33 protein-coding genes and 1 tRNA gene are annotated in these 17,677 nt (G+C 48.7%); 27 read left to right on the top strand and 7 right to left on the bottom strand.

From position 1 onward, the window contains the following. The first annotated feature begins 142 nt into the window (after nucleotides 1-142). Nucleotides 143-589 carry an HPP family protein gene (locus tag ATN88_RS11370; protein WP_232313135.1) on the top strand — a complete coding sequence of 149 codons (447 nt, stop codon included), beginning with the start codon at nucleotides 143-145 and terminating at the stop codon, nucleotides 587-589. 82 nt (nucleotides 590-671) lie between these two features. Beyond that, complete coding sequence (locus ATN88_RS11365) at nucleotides 672-1,088, top strand: universal stress protein (RefSeq protein ID WP_067415673.1); 417 nt, start codon at nucleotides 672-674, stop codon at nucleotides 1,086-1,088. Nucleotides 1,089-1,105: 17 nt separating this feature from the next. On the opposite strand, the gene ATN88_RS11360 is transcribed toward ATN88_RS11365, so the two are convergent. The 4 genes from ATN88_RS11360 to ATN88_RS11345 all read right to left on the bottom strand — a co-directional run bounded on the left by ATN88_RS11360 (nucleotide 1,106) and on the right by ATN88_RS11345 (nucleotide 4,009). Continuing rightward, nucleotides 1,106-1,336 (bottom strand): hypothetical protein, encoded by a 231-nt coding sequence (locus ATN88_RS11360; protein ID WP_067415670.1) that lies wholly within the window; start codon nucleotides 1,334-1,336, stop codon nucleotides 1,106-1,108. Between the two features lie 849 nt (nucleotides 1,337-2,185). After that, nucleotides 2,186-3,082 carry a phage integrase gene (locus ATN88_RS11355; protein ID WP_232313134.1) on the bottom strand — a complete coding sequence of 299 codons (897 nt, stop codon included), beginning with the start codon at nucleotides 3,080-3,082 and terminating at the stop codon, nucleotides 2,186-2,188. After that, the gene (locus tag ATN88_RS27250) at nucleotides 3,051-3,413 is read right to left on the bottom strand and encodes a hypothetical protein (protein WP_232313132.1); all 363 of its coding nucleotides are present in this window, start codon (nucleotides 3,411-3,413) and stop codon (nucleotides 3,051-3,053) included. Before ATN88_RS27250 ends, ATN88_RS11355 begins: the two co-directional genes overlap by 32 nt. 299 nt (nucleotides 3,414-3,712) lie before the next feature. Then, nucleotides 3,713-4,009, bottom strand: a complete 297-nt coding sequence (locus ATN88_RS11345; RefSeq protein ID WP_067415664.1) for a helix-turn-helix domain-containing protein — start codon at nucleotides 4,007-4,009, stop codon at nucleotides 3,713-3,715. Between the two features lie 96 nt (nucleotides 4,010-4,105). Here ATN88_RS11345 and ATN88_RS11340 point away from each other — a divergent pair, with 96 nt between their 5' ends. The 11 genes from ATN88_RS11340 to ATN88_RS28275 all read left to right on the top strand — a co-directional run bounded on the left by ATN88_RS11340 (nucleotide 4,106) and on the right by ATN88_RS28275 (nucleotide 10,430). Further along, nucleotides 4,106-4,327: a hypothetical protein gene (locus ATN88_RS11340; protein ID WP_067415660.1), complete on the top strand. Its 222-nt coding sequence runs from the start codon at nucleotides 4,106-4,108 to the stop codon at nucleotides 4,325-4,327. Further along, nucleotides 4,320-4,541, top strand: a complete 222-nt coding sequence (locus ATN88_RS11335; protein ID WP_232313130.1) for a hypothetical protein — start codon at nucleotides 4,320-4,322, stop codon at nucleotides 4,539-4,541. The genes ATN88_RS11340 and ATN88_RS11335 overlap by 8 nt, the downstream gene beginning before the upstream one ends. Nucleotide 4,542: 1 nt before the next feature. Further along, nucleotides 4,543-4,680, top strand: coding sequence for a hypothetical protein (locus tag ATN88_RS25840; protein ID WP_157490712.1), 138 nt, complete (start codon nucleotides 4,543-4,545; stop codon nucleotides 4,678-4,680). Then, the gene (locus ATN88_RS28910) at nucleotides 4,677-4,901 is read left to right on the top strand and encodes a Lar family restriction alleviation protein (protein ID WP_067415657.1); all 225 of its coding nucleotides are present in this window, start codon (nucleotides 4,677-4,679) and stop codon (nucleotides 4,899-4,901) included. Before ATN88_RS25840 ends, ATN88_RS28910 begins: the two co-directional genes overlap by 4 nt. Nucleotide 4,902: 1 nt before the next feature. After that, nucleotides 4,903-6,792 (top strand): replication endonuclease, encoded by a 1,890-nt coding sequence (locus tag ATN88_RS11325; RefSeq protein ID WP_067415654.1) that lies wholly within the window; start codon nucleotides 4,903-4,905, stop codon nucleotides 6,790-6,792. After that, nucleotides 6,789-7,001 (top strand): hypothetical protein, encoded by a 213-nt coding sequence (locus ATN88_RS11320; protein ID WP_067415652.1) that lies wholly within the window; start codon nucleotides 6,789-6,791, stop codon nucleotides 6,999-7,001. The genes ATN88_RS11325 and ATN88_RS11320 overlap by 4 nt, the downstream gene beginning before the upstream one ends. Nucleotides 7,002-7,030: 29 nt before the next feature. Continuing rightward, nucleotides 7,031-7,312, top strand: coding sequence for a hypothetical protein (locus tag ATN88_RS11315; RefSeq protein ID WP_067415649.1), 282 nt, complete (start codon nucleotides 7,031-7,033; stop codon nucleotides 7,310-7,312). Beyond that, entirely contained in the window at nucleotides 7,293-7,886 is a 594-nt protein-coding gene (locus ATN88_RS11310) for a hypothetical protein (protein ID WP_067415646.1), read from the top strand. The genes ATN88_RS11315 and ATN88_RS11310 overlap by 20 nt, the downstream gene beginning before the upstream one ends. Beyond that, nucleotides 7,879-8,355 (top strand): hypothetical protein, encoded by a 477-nt coding sequence (locus ATN88_RS11305; RefSeq protein WP_067415643.1) that lies wholly within the window; start codon nucleotides 7,879-7,881, stop codon nucleotides 8,353-8,355. The genes ATN88_RS11310 and ATN88_RS11305 overlap by 8 nt, the downstream gene beginning before the upstream one ends. Further along, a complete protein-coding gene (locus tag ATN88_RS11300; RefSeq protein WP_067415641.1) occupies nucleotides 8,315-8,968 on the top strand; it encodes a hypothetical protein in 654 nt (217 codons plus the stop codon). Before ATN88_RS11305 ends, ATN88_RS11300 begins: the two co-directional genes overlap by 41 nt. 1,330 nt (nucleotides 8,969-10,298) lie before the next feature. Further along, complete coding sequence (locus ATN88_RS28275; protein WP_269748134.1) at nucleotides 10,299-10,430, top strand: hypothetical protein; 132 nt, start codon at nucleotides 10,299-10,301, stop codon at nucleotides 10,428-10,430. Nucleotides 10,431-10,762: 332 nt separating this feature from the next. On the opposite strand, the gene ATN88_RS11290 is transcribed toward ATN88_RS28275, so the two are convergent. Continuing rightward, nucleotides 10,763-11,470, bottom strand: a complete 708-nt coding sequence (locus ATN88_RS11290; protein ID WP_067415636.1) for a TIR domain-containing protein — start codon at nucleotides 11,468-11,470, stop codon at nucleotides 10,763-10,765. Nucleotides 11,471-11,477: 7 nt separating this feature from the next. Then, entirely contained in the window at nucleotides 11,478-11,798 is a 321-nt protein-coding gene (locus ATN88_RS11285; RefSeq protein WP_232313128.1) for a hypothetical protein, read from the bottom strand. 374 nt (nucleotides 11,799-12,172) lie between these two features. On the opposite strand from ATN88_RS11285, the gene ATN88_RS11280 reads away from it, so the two are divergent. Genes ATN88_RS11280 through ATN88_RS25830 form a run of 14 tightly spaced genes read left to right on the top strand, consistent with a single transcriptional unit; the run spans nucleotide 12,173 to nucleotide 17,199 of the window. Beyond that, nucleotides 12,173-12,361: a hypothetical protein gene (locus tag ATN88_RS11280; protein WP_067415633.1), complete on the top strand. Its 189-nt coding sequence runs from the start codon at nucleotides 12,173-12,175 to the stop codon at nucleotides 12,359-12,361. Nucleotides 12,362-12,405: 44 nt separating this feature from the next. Beyond that, nucleotides 12,406-12,726, top strand: coding sequence for a hypothetical protein (locus ATN88_RS11275; protein ID WP_067415630.1), 321 nt, complete (start codon nucleotides 12,406-12,408; stop codon nucleotides 12,724-12,726). A 32-nt stretch (nucleotides 12,727-12,758) separates the two neighbouring features. Next, entirely contained in the window at nucleotides 12,759-13,295 is a 537-nt protein-coding gene (locus ATN88_RS11270; RefSeq protein ID WP_067415628.1) for a hypothetical protein, read from the top strand. Between the two features lie 29 nt (nucleotides 13,296-13,324). Then, nucleotides 13,325-13,588: a hypothetical protein gene (locus ATN88_RS11265; protein WP_067415625.1), complete on the top strand. Its 264-nt coding sequence runs from the start codon at nucleotides 13,325-13,327 to the stop codon at nucleotides 13,586-13,588. A 9-nt stretch (nucleotides 13,589-13,597) separates the two neighbouring features. Further along, the gene (locus ATN88_RS25835) at nucleotides 13,598-13,768 is read left to right on the top strand and encodes a hypothetical protein (protein WP_157490711.1); all 171 of its coding nucleotides are present in this window, start codon (nucleotides 13,598-13,600) and stop codon (nucleotides 13,766-13,768) included. Between the two features lie 19 nt (nucleotides 13,769-13,787). Beyond that, nucleotides 13,788-13,973 (top strand): hypothetical protein, encoded by a 186-nt coding sequence (locus ATN88_RS11260; protein ID WP_067415622.1) that lies wholly within the window; start codon nucleotides 13,788-13,790, stop codon nucleotides 13,971-13,973. Beyond that, a complete protein-coding gene (locus ATN88_RS11255; RefSeq protein WP_067415619.1) occupies nucleotides 13,958-14,317 on the top strand; it encodes a hypothetical protein in 360 nt (119 codons plus the stop codon). Before ATN88_RS11260 ends, ATN88_RS11255 begins: the two co-directional genes overlap by 16 nt. 15 nt (nucleotides 14,318-14,332) lie before the next feature. Then, on the top strand, nucleotides 14,333-14,800 hold the full coding sequence (locus tag ATN88_RS11250; RefSeq protein ID WP_067415616.1) for a hypothetical protein: 468 nt from the start codon (nucleotides 14,333-14,335) through the stop codon (nucleotides 14,798-14,800). Nucleotides 14,801-14,803: 3 nt separating this feature from the next. Then, the gene (locus ATN88_RS11245) at nucleotides 14,804-15,376 is read left to right on the top strand and encodes a hypothetical protein (RefSeq protein WP_067415613.1); all 573 of its coding nucleotides are present in this window, start codon (nucleotides 14,804-14,806) and stop codon (nucleotides 15,374-15,376) included. Next, entirely contained in the window at nucleotides 15,360-15,794 is a 435-nt protein-coding gene (locus ATN88_RS11240; protein ID WP_157490710.1) for a hypothetical protein, read from the top strand. The genes ATN88_RS11245 and ATN88_RS11240 overlap by 17 nt, the downstream gene beginning before the upstream one ends. Continuing rightward, nucleotides 15,794-16,102, top strand: coding sequence for a phage tail assembly chaperone (locus ATN88_RS11235; protein ID WP_067415608.1), 309 nt, complete (start codon nucleotides 15,794-15,796; stop codon nucleotides 16,100-16,102). Before ATN88_RS11240 ends, ATN88_RS11235 begins: the two co-directional genes overlap by 1 nt. Nucleotides 16,103-16,107: 5 nt before the next feature. Then, nucleotides 16,108-16,611, top strand: a complete 504-nt coding sequence (locus ATN88_RS11230) for a structural protein P5 (RefSeq protein ID WP_232313126.1) — start codon at nucleotides 16,108-16,110, stop codon at nucleotides 16,609-16,611. Next, nucleotides 16,608-17,033: a hypothetical protein gene (locus ATN88_RS11225; protein WP_067415605.1), complete on the top strand. Its 426-nt coding sequence runs from the start codon at nucleotides 16,608-16,610 to the stop codon at nucleotides 17,031-17,033. Before ATN88_RS11230 ends, ATN88_RS11225 begins: the two co-directional genes overlap by 4 nt. Continuing rightward, nucleotides 17,026-17,199 carry a hypothetical protein gene (locus tag ATN88_RS25830; protein WP_157490709.1) on the top strand — a complete coding sequence of 58 codons (174 nt, stop codon included), beginning with the start codon at nucleotides 17,026-17,028 and terminating at the stop codon, nucleotides 17,197-17,199. The genes ATN88_RS11225 and ATN88_RS25830 overlap by 8 nt, the downstream gene beginning before the upstream one ends. Nucleotides 17,200-17,570: 371 nt before the next feature. Here the strand turns inward: ATN88_RS25830 and ATN88_RS11220 are convergent. Further along, nucleotides 17,571-17,647 (bottom strand) — tRNA-Trp (locus ATN88_RS11220). Nucleotides 17,648-17,677 lie beyond the last annotated feature (30 nt).

Here is a 17,677-nt window from a genome sequence, read left to right as displayed (position 1 = left end):
ATTGGTTTTCCATTTACCTGCAATGTCTTGCTATCCATGAAACGAACAAACGTTTCAATCACGCGAATAGCACCAGAATCAACTCCCTGTGATCGTTCAAACACCTATACTCGGCGCAACCTAATGCTGTCGAGGTTCAACTATGTCAGATGAATCAAAAGGAATCTACTTTCGTATCCTTCGACCTGCTCAACAACCTTGGATGATAGCACTGGTCGCCGCCATTGGTGCCGCTATCTGTATTGGTATTCTTGCCTTCATTGACCAGAGTGCCAAGGGCGACTACGCACTCATTGCCCCTTTTGGCGCGACCATGGTGTTGGTATTTGGTCTTCCACAAAGTCCTTTAGCACAGCCACCCAACGTCGTTTTTGGCCACCTTACTACTGCCATTGTCGGGGTGATATTTGCCAATATCTTCCCACCTGAATATTGGGCTCTTGGCATCGCTGTAGGAGTGGGGATTTTTTTCATGATCATCTTTAAAGTCACGCACCCTCCTGCTGGTGGCAACCCCATCCTCATCATGCTTGGCGGACACACTAGTTTTACGTTTGCCCTTTATCCCGTACTTTTAGGCAGCTGCTGATAGTCGTTATCGCTTTGGTTTATCACGGTTTTGTTTCACGCGCGGAATACGCTTGGGTAAATAAAGCTAAGAAGGACTGATTATGTACAGCAAAATTCTTTATGCGCTGGATATAAACTCAAAACCGCACCTTGAAAAAGCCATCGAGATCTCCCGCCAGCTAAACGCGGAGCTCTACATCGGCTTTGCTACCTACTTGGGCGAAAGCTATGAAGAAGATGAAGTGTACTTTGGAAAGTTAACTGGCGATCAGATAGTTGATGACAAGAAAAACGCCCTTGAAGAGAAAATCGAATCTCTTATTTCAGGCACTGACATCAACAAAGAACAGATATATATCGTTGATGGCCCAGTAGGCAAAGCCATCGACAAACTGGCAACGTCGCTCAATGTAGAGTTAGTCATGGTCGCCAAATCGCATCACCACTTTAGTTTGATGATGAAGAATGACACTTTGATCAGACTAACGACTCACTATGATTTTTTGAGCTTTAGCTAGCGTTGAAGCATTTGCGGTCAAGTTATAAAGCGTCTTATTGCAGCCCGTGCATGATTTAAGACCTGATCATACGGAATACCGGAAACCTGAGCACACCTATCTTTACGAGTATCAATACATTGTTGCTGCATTACCTCAATTCCGATCATCTTCAACGTATTACGATTAGCGTCTGTTATTGATGTATTTAGTTCAGCAAGAATGCTATCAAGCTCGCGAACGTCGCCAAAATCCACACCGTTTTTCATGAACCTTCCATCTGAATAAACACTGATAAATCAAAACAAACGCCAAAAAGACAGTGACGGTGTTGATGCATCAACCAGGAAATCTACCTCTCTCAAAGGGATATAAAAAAGCCAACTACGCGGAGAACGTAGCTGGCACGATCAAACTGAAGATTACATCTTTTATAGTTATTAGATAACAAACATCCCTTTTTCTTGGAACAAAGCTAATCTATCAAACTCTCCCTGTTCATTCTGAACAAAGGCTAAGACTTCAGGTTTTCAGGGAGTTATTGATGAGCGGCCGAAAAACAACAATCCAAAGAATGGACGAATGGCACTGCACAATAATCAATATTGAGAACGACTTTTTAGATATAAGTGTGTGATCGGGTTTCTGAAATTCGGGCAAAAAAAACAGCATCGAAGGGAGGCTATCTGATGCTGGTGCTAGTTAAGTGAGTTGGCTTCATCAATATAACCATCTGCACATTTTTTGATCGACTCAAATTGGAGATTTATACTTATATAAAAAACACATGAGTCAATTTAATGACACCCTTTACTCTCGTGATGTCGTGAGCAGTTATTTTACTTTCCGCCAAATACAAAAAAGCCCGCTCAAATGAGCGGGCTTTTTTGCTGCATCGAAATGCAAAATAAGATGGCAGGGGTGGAGGGATTCGAACCCCCAACACGCGGATTTGGAAACCTACATACCAGCCTACAAAAACAATGAGATAGAAACTCAGAAAAACACATGTCGGGTTTCACTGGTTACTACTATTACCGTTTGGCTCAAAACATCTCTCTATCAGCACCTCAATCGACATTGAACCCCACCATTTCAGATGAATAAAATTTCGCTATTTATTGATGCTTGTTCAATGGATTGAGCTTTAACGTGTCTTCTAAATGGTCTGGCGCGAGGTGCGCGTAACGCATGGTCGTCGTTATTTCGCTGTGTCCCAGCACATCCCGAAGCTTAACGATATTTCCACCAGCCATCACATAGTGACTGGCAAAGGTGTGTCTGAGAACGTGGGTGTTTTGCCCCGGCGGCAACTCTATCTCAGCCCTCACGAGTGCTTTACGAAATGCAGCAAGACAGCCAACAAACTGTCGATTGTTCGATACGGCTTCGAGACCTCTTAGCTCTTCAAACAACACCCGATTGACTGGAACGGTGCGATTTTTCTTTGATTTGGTATTGAGGAAAGTGATTTGGCCGTTCGCGATCTGAAGGGGCTTTAAACTCTCTGCTTCCCCCCATCGAGCACCGGTCGCTAAGCAAATCTTTACAACAGAAATCAGTGAAGGGTTGTGCGACTTTTTACAGGCCACCAGCAGACGGGCGATTTCGTCATGGCTCAAGAATCGAAGTTCACATTCACCCTCGCGGAATTGGCGAATTTTCTTGAGCGGGTTTTCGAAGTGAATGACGCCTAATCTATCTAATTCATTGAACACAGCACGCAAGTAAGCGTGTTCTCGATTCACGGTTTTTAGGCTAACGTCTAACGTGCGTTTTTCTCTGTAGCGCGAAAACATTTCACTGGTTAAATCAGCCCCTATGGGATTACCAAGGCTTTCGGAAATTCGAAACAACAGCTTTCTGAGTCGGATATGGTCACTAAGGGTTTTGCCGTGCATCCGATACCAAATCGCGATCAGTTCATCTAAGGTGCGAGGGTCTTTGTCGATGTTGTCTCGTTTGGTCTGCAGCTCAAGCCGCTTATCCAATTGCACCGCGTCCCGCTTTCTCATGAACATTTGATCCGGTGCGTAACTCGAATAAAAACCTAATGCCCCACAATGCACCATACATCACCCCAGCGATAATACATTTTGATACAGACGATTGAGCAAGCACCTGCGTGCTCTTTCTTCCAGCGACAATGCCGAGTTCGAATAGAATAGAAAAGTCAGGACTTACCTGACCGGACTCAGGGAGCACCTCCCCTGTCATGAGCCAAAACGTGTACTTTTTAAACAGGGCGTGATTGGTGATTGTCACTAAATGTGCTGCTTTTAGTTTCTTCCTGCCCTGCTCGCAGTGCCTCAGATTTCCTAACGACATACCCAGTAGGGTTGCCATTTCAGACAAGCTCAGCCTCGGCAATACGTAACGCTTTTACTTTTTTCCTATGTCCACGCTGACCTCTCAAGAGAAGAGGCGGCCAAGTGCTCGCGCTTAGTTCGTTTTTTTATCGTAAGGATGAGGGGGAGAGATGTGATGAACTGTTATCGCTACATTTCGAACAAACACCACAAGAGCGAACGCGGGTTGTCGCTGTGCTGGGTGCATTTATCTGAGGGGCAAAGGGGCTTCCTAACATCAATACATGCAGGAAAATTAAAAGAGGCTAGCCAAAGATAACCTCTTAATACGGACAATTAAGCACGCTTTGGAGAAGTCTCACCTTCGTTGGCAATACCAAGCTCCAGCAATATGGACATATCAGGACTCACCTGACCAGACTCTGGGAGCACCTCTCCCGTCATCAGCCAAAATGTGTATTTTTTAAACCGCTCGTGATTTGCGATCTTCATCAAGTTTTCAGCTTTTAGTTCCTTTCTAGCCTGCTCGTAATTCCTCAAGCTTCCTATCGGAATATCAATCAGTTGTGCCATTTCCGGCTGACTTAGGCCTTCTGCAACTCTAACCGCTTTGATTTTTTTTCCCAATTCCATACTTGATCGCCATGCGCCCTTGGGCGTAGTATTTGCATGTACGCCTAAGGCGCATGCCAATAGAAACCGATATAAACCAGTGCGGGAGTTTACCACATGTTCGTTATTCCGTTTATGACGGCTGCGGAGTTCGCAAGACTTTCAAAAATGGGCGTTAAGCAAATAAAAGCACGCATGGACATTGGCGAAATCCCTGAAATCGCCAACCTGCGTGAAGGCGGCGTGCGTTACGTCGACTGCATAACACTGGCTGACCGTCTGCTACGCGGTGAAGTGGTGTTTTCTGACCTATCAAAAGAGGGAAAAGATCATGACTAACCCAAACCTGTTGTGTGATGACATGCCCATTGATACACCACTCCACGCAATCCATATCGACTTGTCCCACGCCAGCGAAGCCATCGCGCTGTTCAACGTGATTGGTGCACGCTTAGCGCAGTTAGAGACCACGTCTCCCGAGCACCACTTTCTCTTCCCTATCTATAAACAGCTGCTGCTTGATATTGAATTGCTGGAAAGCCTAGGTATCTGACATGGCCGACGGACTGAGAAAGATTCAAGCCCTGCGTCTTCAACTGATGCGCAGCCAATATCTTCACCTCAAAAGTCCTCGCGCCAAAGAGTTGCTGGCGCGCAAGGCGGCCAGATTGAAAAAGGCGATGACGGCATGAGCACGCACATTACCCTTGTCTGGCTGATGCCTTGCCCCTTCTGCCATAGCTCCGCCGTTTTTATGCTGACAGACCTTGGTGAGATAACCCGCTACTTCGTGCAATGCGCTGACTGCGGGACGGAAAGTAAGGACGCCGCGCGCGCAAGTGATGCCGCCAAGGCGTGGAACCACCAAGCATCCGCCCCGCGTCATACGCGCTATTGCTATAAGGATTGCTGATATGTTGACGCCCTTTGCCCATCACTTTATGCCGAAGCTGCCGCGTATCGTGCAAGACGATGTGCACTTTCAAGTCTCCGGTCGCTCGCGCCGCGCCAATGCCACCCGCGAAAACATGACGCTGTTTATCAATGACACGGTGAAACACGCGCTCAAATGGGCGCCCGTCATTGAGCACAAATTCCCGTTTGCCGATTTACGCGTCAACGCCTCACACCAACGCGTTCACAGTGGTGCGCGCAGTTCGGTCACGCTTAACCACGAGACCCTGATGTGTGATGACGCCATTGAACGACTGGCCGTCAATCTCACGGAAATGTTTACCCGCCAAATCCAAATGATACAGGTGGAAGACGGCGAAACCGCCTATCTCAACGCCCTGAAAACCGTGTTTGTGGGTATCAGCAAAGACCTCCGTACGGTGCACCTTACGCCGCCACCGCTCAAGAAAAAACACACGCTGTTAGCCGAGGCGGAAGACGAGTTGGAACGCGCGATTTGTCGGTGCCTGGACGTGAAATACTTGGTGCGTAAATTCACCTTTCTTCGCACCCAATACATTGAGTATTCACAGATTGCATTGGCGCGCGTGGGCGACAGAAAAAGCCAGCACGCCTACCTATCACGTCGCTCGTTTGCCCGTTGGGAAAAGAAGCAACAAGAGGCGGCGCGGTTCGTGAAGGCGATGTCGGTGGTTTGCCATGAAACAGGGGAAACCTTTGACCTTGCCGAGGTCGTTAAGCGCACCACAGCCAACCCCGAAAATCGCCGTATCGAGTTGGTTGTTCGTAGCCGAGGCGATGAAGAGCGCGCGGTTGAAATGGGCTATGAGGGGGTGTTTGTGAACTGGACACTGCCGAGTAAATACCACCGCAACGCAGATAAGTGGACGGGCTGCACGCCTAAAGAAGCGCACGAGGTGTTAATGGCGAAATGGCGATTAGCCCGTGCATGGTTTCAAAAACTTGATATTCATTGGTTCGGCCTGCGGGTAGCTGAGCCACACAAAGACGGTACGCCCCATGCCCATATGTTCTTGTATGTGCACCCCGACCAAAAAGCGGCGTTGGTCAGCATCATTGAGTCTGTGGCAATTGATGAAGACAAGCACGAACTCATGATTAACGGGGCACTCAATATTTCTCCCCGTATCACCATCAAACACTGTGACCCTGCGTTAGGCACGGCCACCGGCTACATCATCAAGTACATCTCAAAGAACATTAACGGTGCTCACCTGCCCGAGGGGGATGCCGCCCACACGGCACTGTCTGCCACCGCATGGGCGCGCATTCACCGCATCAAACAGTTTTCACAATCAGGCTCGCCGCCGGTGGGATTATGGCGACAAATTCGCAGAGCCTCAAAAGAAGACGTGGCGTTTGATGCGCAGTTAGCTGACCTTCACGAGCATTGTGACAAAAGCCGTTGGAGCCGTTTTTGTCAGGATGTTCAGGACGCGCAACTGGCCTATGAAACGCGCATCAATGGCTACGGCGAGACCGTCAAAAAAGTCAGAGGTTTCATGTGGCATGACATCATTATTGAGACCGCAGGCAAGGATTATTCGCTTGTCCCGACCGCCAAGGTCGACACATGGAAGGCAGCACGACACGCGGTGGCGATTGCTCTTAAAAAAGCGCGGCGCGCTTTCCCTTGGAGCACTGAAAATAAGTGTAACCCGCCCCCCTATAGTGCGCCGACAGGTATCGAACATGCCTTAATCACGGTCACCGGATGGAGCCTTAAGGGGGTGCAGTGTCTTATCTCGCCCTTACTACGCGGTGCCACTGTCCCGATTGATAACGCCCTCTCGCTTTCATGGCGAGACGGCGAACTTCAAACGCACGCGGTACGCGGGGCGCAAACCACAAAGGACCCTTCACGATGAACATCACCATCGACAACGAAACGGCGTATTACTACCTCATTCGTTCCACCGCCTTGGAATATCAGGTGCTGGTGACTTTCTCTTTGCTCCCTGACTTACGCAACGCTGACCGCTTAACCTGCGAGCGCGCGGCCGCGGCAATTAACAGCGGCATGCCCGTCATGATTGTCAGCGACACCGCCTGCTCCTTGGTCAGTGCGCGCCCCTAACCCCTATCGACGACCTCACGAGGAACCCTATGGATTATCAAACCTTAAAAGCCTCCGCCAACCGTCACCAAGTGCTCGCCGCCCGTCTCGAACAGGTGCTGGCGATGGCAGGACAAGACGGCGGTATCAAGCTCGACATGAAATCGCTCACCAAACTGGTCACCACCCGTGACCTCGCGTCGGTGGGGTTACCGGCCGACTTTTTGGATGAGCTCAGGGAGTTTTTTGCCCTCAGTAAGACGCACTGCGACGTGGTGAAATCGGTCGCGAACCATATGGAGCAACAACATCATGTTGAAAGTCACGGGTAAGAATGTCATCGCGGGTTACGCCCCGTGTCCTGTGTGTCACACGCTGTCGACGGTGCATTTTCCGTCCGGTGGCAAACGGGCAAACACGCCGTATTTGCGCTGCGGCAACTGTGACAAGACGGTGCAATCGGCAGACGTGAAACACCACATCGCGGCGCACTACGCGCCGACGCTGGACAACTATGCCTTACGCTTTGGTGCGGATGTGTCCGCCGAGCGTGAGCAAGTCATTGCCAATAAGTGGGCGGAAAACCCTGACCTGTACGCCGCCAAAATGCACCCCATTGAGGATGATGACATAGCCACAACCGAAGAAGCCGCCGACGATGCGCAGTGCCTTGATGCGGCTGACATCGAAGACATCTCGCCTTCTCTCACGCTCGACCATGACACCCAGCGCGTCGTCGCGGAACCAGACCCAAAGCCCGAGCAAACGCGCGCCCCTGACTGGGGCAGCATGGTGTTTTTGGTGGTGTGTTTATGTCTGGTTGGCGGCGTAATCGTCGGGCTGGTTCGCTACAAACGACACGCCAAACCGCTCACCACAACAAAGCAGGAGCTGACTCATGAGTGAGGCGCAAACCGTCGACGCGTTCGATATCACCCAACTGAATTTCAGCCCTGCCCTTATCGAAGACATTGAGGCCATCGAACCAGATACCGGCAAAGAAGACAGCGCAAGTACGCAGTCAAATGCCTCGGATGCGGGCGTGAAAGGCGAGATGACAGCAGAAGCCTTTGTTGAACTGGTGGAGGTTGGGTTTCAAAGTTTTGTGGTGGAAGACTTCGCGCTCCCTGCCCAGCGAAAAGCCCTCATCATCAAAAACTTCACCCCGTACTTTGCCAAACACGATGGCAGCCTCATCAATAAACTCGGTGCCTATAAAGAAGAGGGGCAAGCCCTCTTTGCCCTCGCCATTTTGGCCTTCATCTTATGGCGCGCGTTGAAAGTGGCGTCAGCGGAAAAGGCCAACGCAGAGAAAGAAACGTCGGAGCACGCCCATGGCGATAAACAGCAATCCACGCCACAAGGCGAGGCATAAGCTTTTTGCCGCGACCACGGGTGGCGGAAAAACCACGGCCATTCATCAAGACCGTGACCTGCAAAAAGCCCAGCGGGTGGTGATATACGACCCGTATAACGCGTATCGAAAGCTGGGGCGAAAGCGTGTTACACAGACCCATTCCATCAAAGCCTTCGCCATTGCCCTCGCTCAGGCCATGCAAAAAAACAAGCCGTTTGTCTTGGCCTTGTCCGGTGTCTATGGAGTAAAGGAGTTGGATGTCTTTGCGAAAATTTTGTGGGCGGTGGCCGACGGCAACAAGCAGCTGCACGTTGTGGTCGAAGAGTTGATTGGTTCAGTAAGCAGCCCCAATCAATTGCCCAAAGCGGTTGCGGAGCTTTGGAACGGTGGCCGTCAGTTTGGTCTGGTGATGTACGCCCTGTTCCAACGCCCTCAAGAGGTACCCAAGACGGTAGTGAGGCAATCTCAGTTTAAGTGGGTCGGTAAACAGGATTCGAAAGCGGATTGTCGCTATTGGAGTGCGGAAATCGATGTGCCAGTTGAGGCGTTAAGCCAGCTTAATGATTTGGAGTTTTACCTGAAAGCCTCCGGGCAAAACCCCAATTTTGGCAAATTGCGTGCACCCGCTTAGCTGCACAAACTTGCTTTTTGACAAAAACGAATTAGAGCAGTCCTAAACGGTTCAAAAATGTCTACTTAGTCGATGTCGGTTAAGTAAGCAGTTTGTCAACTGCCACAACGTGTTGGGGAATATATAAAGAGGGATTTCTGTCGACAGGTCGCTTATTACTGCAACCCTGATGTAACTGCACCCACGTCTAACTTTGCGTTGTAAATAACTGCACCCACTGATAACCCAGTGAATTTCCTTGTCGACGTGTGCAATAAGTAACAGCACACAAAGTCGCTTTAACACTGATAGCAAAAGTTAGTAAACGCACACATTTAAGTCGACAGAAAAGATGCTTTGCGATCATTTGTTAGTATTTGCACACGTGTGCGCGACATAACAGAGGTAATTTGGAGGGTTTGAATCTATATTATTTTGTGACATTTATCACAAAATGATATAATATGAAACTGCGTTACTACATACGAGACGCTCTGTAAGCGATTCTGAGCGATTCAAATGTCTGCATTTTGTAGAACATTAACTGTAGAGGTTAATTGTCTTACAATGTCCTTCAGTGTCCTCAAATGGTACAATCTGTACCTATTTGTCGCACGATGTCGTACACGCTATTGAGCGATATGTAGTCATATTGACAGCATTGAGAGCCAACTATTACTCTTCACTTGTCGACATAAAGTTACTTTCGAAAAGTACTTTACTAACGCCTCTAACCTTAGAAGCGACGACAACAAGAATTTGTCGCGGACTAATTACCCGAGACGTAAAACTTGTCGCGTAGGACTTATCACCCTACAACGACGTAAAACAAAAAGTCGGCGGTTAGACTTTTCCTCCCGACTATAAACAAGTAAACAGCCTGCCTTATCTCGGCGGGCTTTTTGCGTTTAACTATTGAAACAAAAAAGTAGTGCGTGTTACAATAGTCTCATATGTGGGAATCCAAGCTCTCACATATATGTTCTCTTTGGCCTAATTACCCATTGAGACATTACATCGCAGGGAACTGATAAGCCCTGAATCTTAAAAAGTCATGCACTTTGATCTGCTCATTGTGCGCAAATACCGAGATATATTTATGAAACATCGAAATAGCTTTACCTTCAAATCCAGCACCACTGGTCTTCTGCAAGTTCATCTTCCACATGCTGATGTTGAGCGAATCAAAAATCTCACATGGTCAAAACGTAATGGTGAATTTACCAAGACGTCTTTGGTTTTCGAGGCAATCGCTCTTACACAAGGCATTAAAACTGATCTAGTCAGGCTCCATGCGGGATGTAGCAATGTCCCTCAACTTGTCGATGACGTTAATAAAAAGATTATGAACATGGGACTGATGATCGTAAGGGTTGACCCACTAGGAGTACCACCTAATGCGGCATTCCATCACTGGTATTTGGTAGAGGCTCCAATCCAGCAAGTTGACCGTCAAATGGCGGCTAACGACCCAATTCAATAAGAATCGGCGTCTATGCTGGAAGACAAAGCATCACTCTAACGGGTGGTGCTTTTTTTGTGCTTTTTAGAATTTAATGGGAACTGGCCTGTCCTTCCTGAATGCTTGATGACATCGAAAGAAAAAACGCTTATAACAAAAAGCCAGTGTACATAGTATGAATATGCTACTGGCTTTTCATCCCACGCAGAATGGCTGCGTACCAAACACCCATAATAACAATTGCCGCGTTACTACTTTTTCACTGCATTTACGCTTTCAGGGTTTCCGTAACTCTCGTTTTTAAACACCCTTTAATCCACCAAAAAATAGTAATAATGATGCCAGTTTCAATATTACACTCCAGTCCACTCATGTTCAGGAATGTTTTTAGTTATATTGTAACTGTCAATGTTATCTCGAATTTCAATCGCCACATCCAAGTAATAGTTAATGTTTCCAATAAAGTTGCACCATTTCACGGATTTTATGTAAGACGCTTCTCCATTGTATATGGAGTTGGGTGAGTGCTGAGAGCAATCATTAAAAGAAGGCTCCTTAATGTTAAACATATTCCTTTTCATAATTTCAAAAAGAAAATTCGTTTTTAGTGTTACACACTTACATGCATTACATGTATTGTCTTCAATAAAGTAGTCATACTGCCCTAAAGTATCAGGCAATATAACTGCTAGTACTGCATTTGCGCGGCTAGTTACATTGTTGCGAGTAAGCTCTTTGAGAGAGTACGATACCTCCCATGGAATCCATTGGTCACTCTCGGAATCAAAGATACTCGTAGACTTCATACCCGGCGAAACCATAACGATAGTGATACTACTGTCAAAAATTTTGTCTCTTAACTTTGATGCAATAGTACTGTCCTTAAAGTCACTTAAGTCCTCACCATCTGCCTCACCTTTATTGATGTGATCTTCGGCATCCAAGAACTCTTGTAGCTTGTCGACATAACTTCTAACGGTCGTATTGTCGAAAATGCTATCAGTAAGAGCTTGCACCTTGCTATCCGCATATTTGTAAGAAACAAAGATCTTTCTACCCATACCTACTCTACCCACCAATGAAAAACATCACAAAAAGCGTAACCAACACTGTTATACCGTAGAATGGGAATAAAGTTTTTGACAAAACTCCAGATACCCAAGAATTTCGACCACTATTGAACATTGACGCATTCATTGAGAAGTCAATGTCTTCATCATTTGTCAATCTCACCTTTTCGTACAACTGCCTGTATTGACGCTCTTGAGAAATAAAGAAGCCATCAAGCATCCAAAAAACAGGAATGACTATGTAAGTAACTAGCACATATTGAATATTTGCATCTTTAGCAGCTAAAGCAAAAAGCGCAGAGATTAAAGTAATAGCCACCCTTTAATAAGAAATGAGTTAGAGTTCATTCGCGTAATTACATTCTGAATAAACTCTAGGTGCTTCAGTTTACTTTCCATGGCTATTGTCCACTAATGATAACAATTTGAATCATAACTCATAGCTTCAGCTTGTTATACCATCCTATTCAACATTAAGTGTAAGGAACGTAAAGCAACTCGTTATGTAGTGCACAAGCATTCAAGCATTTCCTAATACTAAAGTTCTCGCTTAATTCTTTTCGTTACCCAAGCCACAAATCTAAACGCAATCAGACCTATAGGTCACAAACCTAAGGGTCAGCTCAGAGGCTATTTTTCCTTCCTTTTCCCTGCCTATAGTGATGTCACCTTCATTCATCAAAGCGAGGGTGTATGGGCACTCTCCTGTTTAACACACTCATCAGCAAAGGATTCGACACCATGTTCGGACTGACAAAAACACAGTGGACGGTTGTCTTGGTGGCCGTCGTCACCATGCTCGCCGTGATGGCCACGGTGGCCAATGTGGATGCACTGGAAAAACCGCGTAAATCTCTGGGGCTGGATAAGGGCTTGTTGTAAGCCTGACCAGACGTGTTAGTAAGCCACCAAAGGACATCACACATATGGCATCACCGATTGCACAACAAGCGGCTGTCGTTGCCGCCGTCAAAGGCGCATTTAACGTTCGCCCAATGGATTTAGACCCATTTCGCTCGGGGCAGGTATACGGCAAGCAAGCCGTATTGGAGATCAACACACTGAACGCATTTGCATCTCTCGAAGTGTTAACAGACCTTCCGCTGCAACGTTTGGGGCGTGTTTCGCTTGAGCGTAACAACAAAGAGATCATTGGTATCGATGCGGCCTTTTTCCATAAACGCGATACCAAAAAGGGACTGCCTGTTCAGCCAAAGGCGTTAACGGCGCAACCAAAACCCGTTTAATCATTCCGTTTGCAGACGAAACGCTACGTACGTTGGCGGGTATTCGCCGTGGCGAACTGGTTCATCAAGCCGGTGAACTGCTCATGCTGAAAATCGGCGTAAAGCAAAAGGTCGCCAATGACCCAGACATTCCCGAGTTCACCGCCACTGCCCGTGTCGTGGATTACCAAACCACGCGCTTCTTCCAACAGCGTTATTCGCAAACGTCTGTCACGCATACGCAAACCGGTACCCAGCGTCATGAGTTTCCGATTGTGGGGCAAAACATCCGTTTACGCTCGATGCTGCTTGAAACAGAAAACGACGACATCACGCGTGTTTCTATTCGCCGCGATAACGAAACCATCTGGGAGCAAAGCGTCGAAGACATTCGCTTTGCCATGGGACGTTATAGCGACACCGATGCACCTGCGCATGGTGTGTGGTTGGACTTTGTCTCCACGGGGTTTGCAAACGAACAAGCGTTTACGCCCGTGGCGTTGTCGAGCTTGAAACTCGAAATCGAAAAGCGCAGCACAGGCACCATTGATGTTTTCACAGATTACATCGAAGTAGAACGTCTGCCTTAAGGGGGAGCTATGTCTCAAGAAGCACACTGGTGGGATGGCTTCACCGATGGACTCAGCGAGTTCAGCACCGACTTACTGCACGGTGCTGGGGCGTACTTTTCCAGCTTGAAGCCCAAGCGAACGCTGAACGCGCCGCCAGTGAAAACGCCACCTTAAACCAACAGGCGCGCATTGATGCGGCCAATCAAGAGGCCAAAGAAAGCAAAGACGCGGCACGCCGCCAACAGTTGATGCTCTTTGGCGGTGGCGCACTGGTGGTGCTGATTGCCCTGTACATCATTTTCAGGAAATAAGGAAAGACGATGCCGTTGTTATTTCTCGGTCTTGGCGGCCTCGCAGCAGGCGCATGGTGGACAAAGGATGCGGTCGAGACGGGTATCACTGCCAGCCAGACCGACCGCTTCCCGTTTACCACCCTGATTATGGTCGTGGCCGTCATCTTTATCGTCTGGCGTAAAGGGTGGCTCAAATGATCCAAGCATTGGCGGTGGTGTGTCCACCGGTGGCGGGGGTATCAGTGGTGGTCCTTCGTCTGCCAAGAACGGCGACTTTCACGGTGGCAGTGCTGGCGGACAGGTCACGTTTAACAACCATCAAGGCGCAAGCGGCAGTAACCGCGCGCTCTATGTGATTGCGGCGGTGGTGCTGATTCTGGGGGTGGTATGGCTCAAACAGTAACGCCCATTCGCCTTAACTGGACAACTGAACACCGCAAACGGTTCGAAGAGGCGGGTTTTACCCCTGCCATCGTCCAAGAGCTAACAACCCTTGGCGAGCTATGGCGGTTTGACAGTCTCGATATTGTCATTCGAAGTGAAGGCCATGAACTGGTTTGGATGGCGACGCTTGGAACGAATGTCAAACGTCACCTTTCACACATCTTGCGATTGCCAAACGCGCAGGCGCAAAGACGTTGCGGTTTCATGTGGCTGATGACGAAAAAGCGATTGTGCGTTTTTGGCGTCACTATCACCCCGTCGACATACACGGTGAAGGGTTTGAGAAAGGCGCCTTTCGGGTGAATTTGGAGCGTTGCCATGAGTCGTTCTAAAAGCTCACAACAAAGCAGCACCACCAATAACAACATCAACAACGTGCTTGATGGTGGTGCGATTAAGCAAAGTTTTGACTTTGCTGCCGGTGTCGCTGACGAGGCCTTTGACAGCGTTGATAACGCCGTAGTAACCGTGGAAAACACGGCGACGAAAGCCTTGTCCGTCAATGAAGAGGTGGTTGATGAAGCGTTTGATACGTATGACGCCCTCGCCAGCGCGGCACTAAACAGGCTTACCGAACAAAACAACCGCTCTCTCGATACGCTGGCCGGACTGCAAGGTAAGCAAGCCAGCAATAACTTTAAGTTGCTGGAAGGAATACAAAAGACCATCCGCAATGACAACACTGGCGGGGTAAGCGATTTCCTCGACACGCAAAAGGTGCTGTATGGGGTCATGGGTATCGCGCTGTTAGTGACGGCTGCGCTTTGGGGAAGAACAAGGGGATAAACCGTGATCATAGATTTGCACTTGCCCCACGGGCAGACCCAACACATTCAAGCCGTCGGGCGTTATTTGATGCTCAAAGAAGGTAAGCGTGTCACGGCCATCGTCGGCGATGCCGCGTTGACCATGCCGCGCGGTTACGTGTTTGACTTGGGCGACACCTTTACCCAGCTCACGCTGACTAACGAGGGGGATGACCCTGAGATTGAGCTTCTCACCTCGGTTATCCCGTTTACCTCGGGACTAGATGCGAACGTGATGACGGCGTTTGACGGTGCCCAGCCCGTGTATTTTGCCGAGCCGCCAGAAGTAAGGCTGACCGAAGGCGCGCGTCGTCAGACGGGTTTTATTGCTCACGATACGTTGACGCAAAGCACCACACTATCTGGAAACAGCAACCGCAAAGAGTTGCTACTGCAAGCCAGCCCAACCAACACCGATACGCTTTGGTTGGGGGGCGTGGCAGAGCGGGGTTACGGATTGGAGCCGGGTGCGGGCATGGTGCTTAACATTACCAAACCACTGGATGTGCTCATTCCCAGCAATAACAAGCTGTTCGTCAGTGAGGTGGTCGCATGAGCCAGATGATTGCGCCGCCTATTGGCAAAGCCCTTCGCGAAGCAAAAGCTTGGGGGAACAAGCGCAGCGTTTGCAGTCCTTCATAGAAGAACAGGCAGCACAGGGCGGCGCGGAAACCATCTGGGCGGGACGCTCAAGCGGCGGTTTGGTCACGCTCGACGCCAGTCCGTTTTTGTTTGATGCGCTGATACTGCGTACCCGCGTTTATGGCCAATCGTCCTCAGTACCGCAAGCGCATGGCGTGCTGACCCGTCAGCTTTATCAACACAATGTCGTGATGCTCAACCCCAATGAAGATGACGTGTTGAACGGGGAAATTGCACTGATAGTCGTCCCTGGTCGAGACACGTGGTTAAACCTCACGTTGTCGCCGTCGGTCAATCAGTACGTTACCGAGATTGAGGGGGTCAGCTTTTGATGAAAACGAAAACACCTGCGCAATATTTTCTGTTTCCAGATGGCACCGTGCAGCAGCTGCCAAACAGCACTCACGATATGGATGCCGTGATTGTCGATGTTCTTCCTGACATAGACATATTGCCAAGTACCCAAAGTGAACGCGCATGGCGAAATGCAGAATTGGTAAAGGTGGACAGGATCATTAATCAGCTTGAGGACGAAACGTTAAACGCAAGTGCATGGCGCGCTTACCGTATTTCGCTGCGCCACTACCCTGAGCAAGCCGATTTTCCGCAAGGCGAACGCCCGACTCGGCCAAAGGAGTGATCCTCATGCGTATTGGGCTCGCTTTGCTTGTATTCATTATTCTTGTGAGGTTCGTTATGAACAAAAGTGACAACCTACTCTCGCCCGTGGCCTTGGCTTTCCAGCCTCGCGGGTTCAGAAACAATAACCCCCTCAATATTGACTACAACCCCGCTAATCAGTGGGAAGGGCAAACCGGAAAAGAAACCGGCAAGGGTGCTCGGTTTGCGACGTTCTCCGCGATGGAATACGGCGTCAGAGCAGGTGCAAAGCTTGTGAGCAACTATATGCGCCGTTATCACATCAATACCGTGCACGGCATCATCAACCGCTGGGCACCGGAAAGTGAAAACAACACCTACGCCTATGTCGAACATGTTTCTCACAAACTGGGTGTCAGTCCTTATGAGCCGATCAAAGAAGCCGATATTCCTGAACTTCTCTATCACATGATCAAGCACGAAAACGGGCGTTACCTCGATATGGCGATTATTCGCCAAGGTGCGGCCATGGCGGGGATAGCAGCATGATTGGACTGATTACCAGCGTTATAGGTTTGGTCGGCGGCTATTTCAAAGACCGACAAACCATCAAGGCAAGAAAGCAGGCGCGGCAAGACAAGTTGGAAGAAGCCATTACTACGGCACAAACAAGGCGCATCGAACAAGGGGATGCCAACGCAGCAGAACTAGACCGGCTCAGTATCGCCCAACGTGGTTGGAAGGATGAATACTTGCTTATCTTGACGACGCTACCTGTATTGCTGGCCTTTGTACCTAGCCTCGCCCCTTACGTAGGCTCAGGCTTTCACGCATTGGCTGACAATGTGCCGGAATACTACTGGTATGCACTTGCCCTGATATACATCGATACGTTTGGGTTCAGACGCATGCTGCGTGTGGCTATCGAGCATTGGCTCGCGCACAAGACAAAAGGAACCCTCAATGGCTGAACTGATACAAGAGATGGTGAACTACGGCATCAGCCCAACCTTCTTGGCGATTGCCCTGTTCTTATGGCGAATAGAAAAACGCATCACCATCATCGAGACACGCGTCGAAACGCTGTTTGACCGAGCACGACACAAGTTCTCACCGCAGTACGACAACAAAGAGTAACGAGGAGAAATACGATGGCAAAAGCTGGATTGAAAGCGAACGGAACACTAAAGAAAGGCTATAAGTTCAAGAAAGGTGGCGGCATTGTGAAGGTATCCACCACAAGGAAGACCAAACGTCGCAAACGCAAATAAAAAAAGCCAGCATCGAAAAGGGGGAGGCTATGTGATGCTGGCGGTCGTAAGCATGGCTACGTGATAAATATATCCACCCGCTCACTTTTCGATCGACTCACAAAAGAGAATTACCGCTCATACTAAAAACAGGTGAGTCAATTTAATGACTCCAGAGCTCATGTGACCTTTCGACAGATACAAAAAAGCCCGCTCATTTGAGCGGGCTTTTTCGCTGCATAAATATGCAAAATAAGATGGCAGGGGTGGAGGGATTCGAACCCCCAACACGCGGATTTGGAATCCGCTGCTCTGCCAATTGGAGCTACACCCCTGTAGTTGTTTTAAAGACTTAACTTTGTCTG

The sequence above is a fragment of the Enterovibrio coralii genome, from assembly GCF_001559595.1.
Taxonomy (GTDB): domain Bacteria; phylum Pseudomonadota; class Gammaproteobacteria; order Enterobacterales; family Vibrionaceae; genus Enterovibrio; species Enterovibrio coralii.
Note: the sequence above shows the minus strand (reverse complement) of the source record. Positions and strands in the feature narration are given on the sequence as shown.

Excerpts from the sequence above, each read along its gene's own strand:
- ATN88_RS11370 (WP_232313135.1), top strand. The coding sequence starts at position 143 with ATGTCAGATGAATCAAAAGGAATCTACTTTCGTATCCTTCGACCTGCT.
- ATN88_RS11365 (WP_067415673.1), top strand. The coding sequence starts at position 672 with ATGTACAGCAAAATTCTTTATGCGCTGGATATAAACTCAAAACCGCAC.
- ATN88_RS11360 (WP_067415670.1), bottom strand. The coding sequence starts at position 1,336 with ATGAAAAACGGTGTGGATTTTGGCGACGTTCGCGAGCTTGATAGCATT.
- ATN88_RS11355 (WP_232313134.1), bottom strand. The coding sequence starts at position 3,082 with ATGAGAAAGCGGGACGCGGTGCAATTGGATAAGCGGCTTGAGCTGCAG.
- ATN88_RS27250 (WP_232313132.1), bottom strand. The coding sequence starts at position 3,413 with ATGGCAACCCTACTGGGTATGTCGTTAGGAAATCTGAGGCACTGCGAG.
- ATN88_RS11345 (WP_067415664.1), bottom strand. The coding sequence starts at position 4,009 with ATGGAATTGGGAAAAAAAATCAAAGCGGTTAGAGTTGCAGAAGGCCTA.
- ATN88_RS11340 (WP_067415660.1), top strand. The coding sequence starts at position 4,106 with ATGTTCGTTATTCCGTTTATGACGGCTGCGGAGTTCGCAAGACTTTCA.
- ATN88_RS11335 (WP_232313130.1), top strand. The coding sequence starts at position 4,320 with ATGACTAACCCAAACCTGTTGTGTGATGACATGCCCATTGATACACCA.
- ATN88_RS25840 (WP_157490712.1), top strand. The coding sequence starts at position 4,543 with ATGGCCGACGGACTGAGAAAGATTCAAGCCCTGCGTCTTCAACTGATG.
- ATN88_RS28910 (WP_067415657.1), top strand. The coding sequence starts at position 4,677 with ATGAGCACGCACATTACCCTTGTCTGGCTGATGCCTTGCCCCTTCTGC.
- ATN88_RS11325 (WP_067415654.1), top strand. The coding sequence starts at position 4,903 with ATGTTGACGCCCTTTGCCCATCACTTTATGCCGAAGCTGCCGCGTATC.
- ATN88_RS11320 (WP_067415652.1), top strand. The coding sequence starts at position 6,789 with ATGAACATCACCATCGACAACGAAACGGCGTATTACTACCTCATTCGT.
- ATN88_RS11315 (WP_067415649.1), top strand. The coding sequence starts at position 7,031 with ATGGATTATCAAACCTTAAAAGCCTCCGCCAACCGTCACCAAGTGCTC.
- ATN88_RS11310 (WP_067415646.1), top strand. The coding sequence starts at position 7,293 with ATGTTGAAAGTCACGGGTAAGAATGTCATCGCGGGTTACGCCCCGTGT.
- ATN88_RS11305 (WP_067415643.1), top strand. The coding sequence starts at position 7,879 with ATGAGTGAGGCGCAAACCGTCGACGCGTTCGATATCACCCAACTGAAT.
- ATN88_RS11300 (WP_067415641.1), top strand. The coding sequence starts at position 8,315 with ATGGCGATAAACAGCAATCCACGCCACAAGGCGAGGCATAAGCTTTTT.
- ATN88_RS28275 (WP_269748134.1), top strand. The coding sequence starts at position 10,299 with ATGGGACTGATGATCGTAAGGGTTGACCCACTAGGAGTACCACCTAAT.
- ATN88_RS11290 (WP_067415636.1), bottom strand. The coding sequence starts at position 11,470 with ATGGGTAGAAAGATCTTTGTTTCTTACAAATATGCGGATAGCAAGGTG.
- ATN88_RS11280 (WP_067415633.1), top strand. The coding sequence starts at position 12,173 with ATGGGCACTCTCCTGTTTAACACACTCATCAGCAAAGGATTCGACACC.
- ATN88_RS11275 (WP_067415630.1), top strand. The coding sequence starts at position 12,406 with ATGGCATCACCGATTGCACAACAAGCGGCTGTCGTTGCCGCCGTCAAA.
- ATN88_RS25835 (WP_157490711.1), top strand. The coding sequence starts at position 13,598 with ATGCCGTTGTTATTTCTCGGTCTTGGCGGCCTCGCAGCAGGCGCATGG.
- ATN88_RS11255 (WP_067415619.1), top strand. The coding sequence starts at position 13,958 with ATGGCTCAAACAGTAACGCCCATTCGCCTTAACTGGACAACTGAACAC.
- ATN88_RS11250 (WP_067415616.1), top strand. The coding sequence starts at position 14,333 with ATGAGTCGTTCTAAAAGCTCACAACAAAGCAGCACCACCAATAACAAC.
- ATN88_RS11235 (WP_067415608.1), top strand. The coding sequence starts at position 15,794 with ATGAAAACGAAAACACCTGCGCAATATTTTCTGTTTCCAGATGGCACC.
- ATN88_RS11230 (WP_232313126.1), top strand. The coding sequence starts at position 16,108 with ATGCGTATTGGGCTCGCTTTGCTTGTATTCATTATTCTTGTGAGGTTC.
- ATN88_RS11225 (WP_067415605.1), top strand. The coding sequence starts at position 16,608 with ATGATTGGACTGATTACCAGCGTTATAGGTTTGGTCGGCGGCTATTTC.
- ATN88_RS25830 (WP_157490709.1), top strand. The coding sequence starts at position 17,026 with ATGGCTGAACTGATACAAGAGATGGTGAACTACGGCATCAGCCCAACC.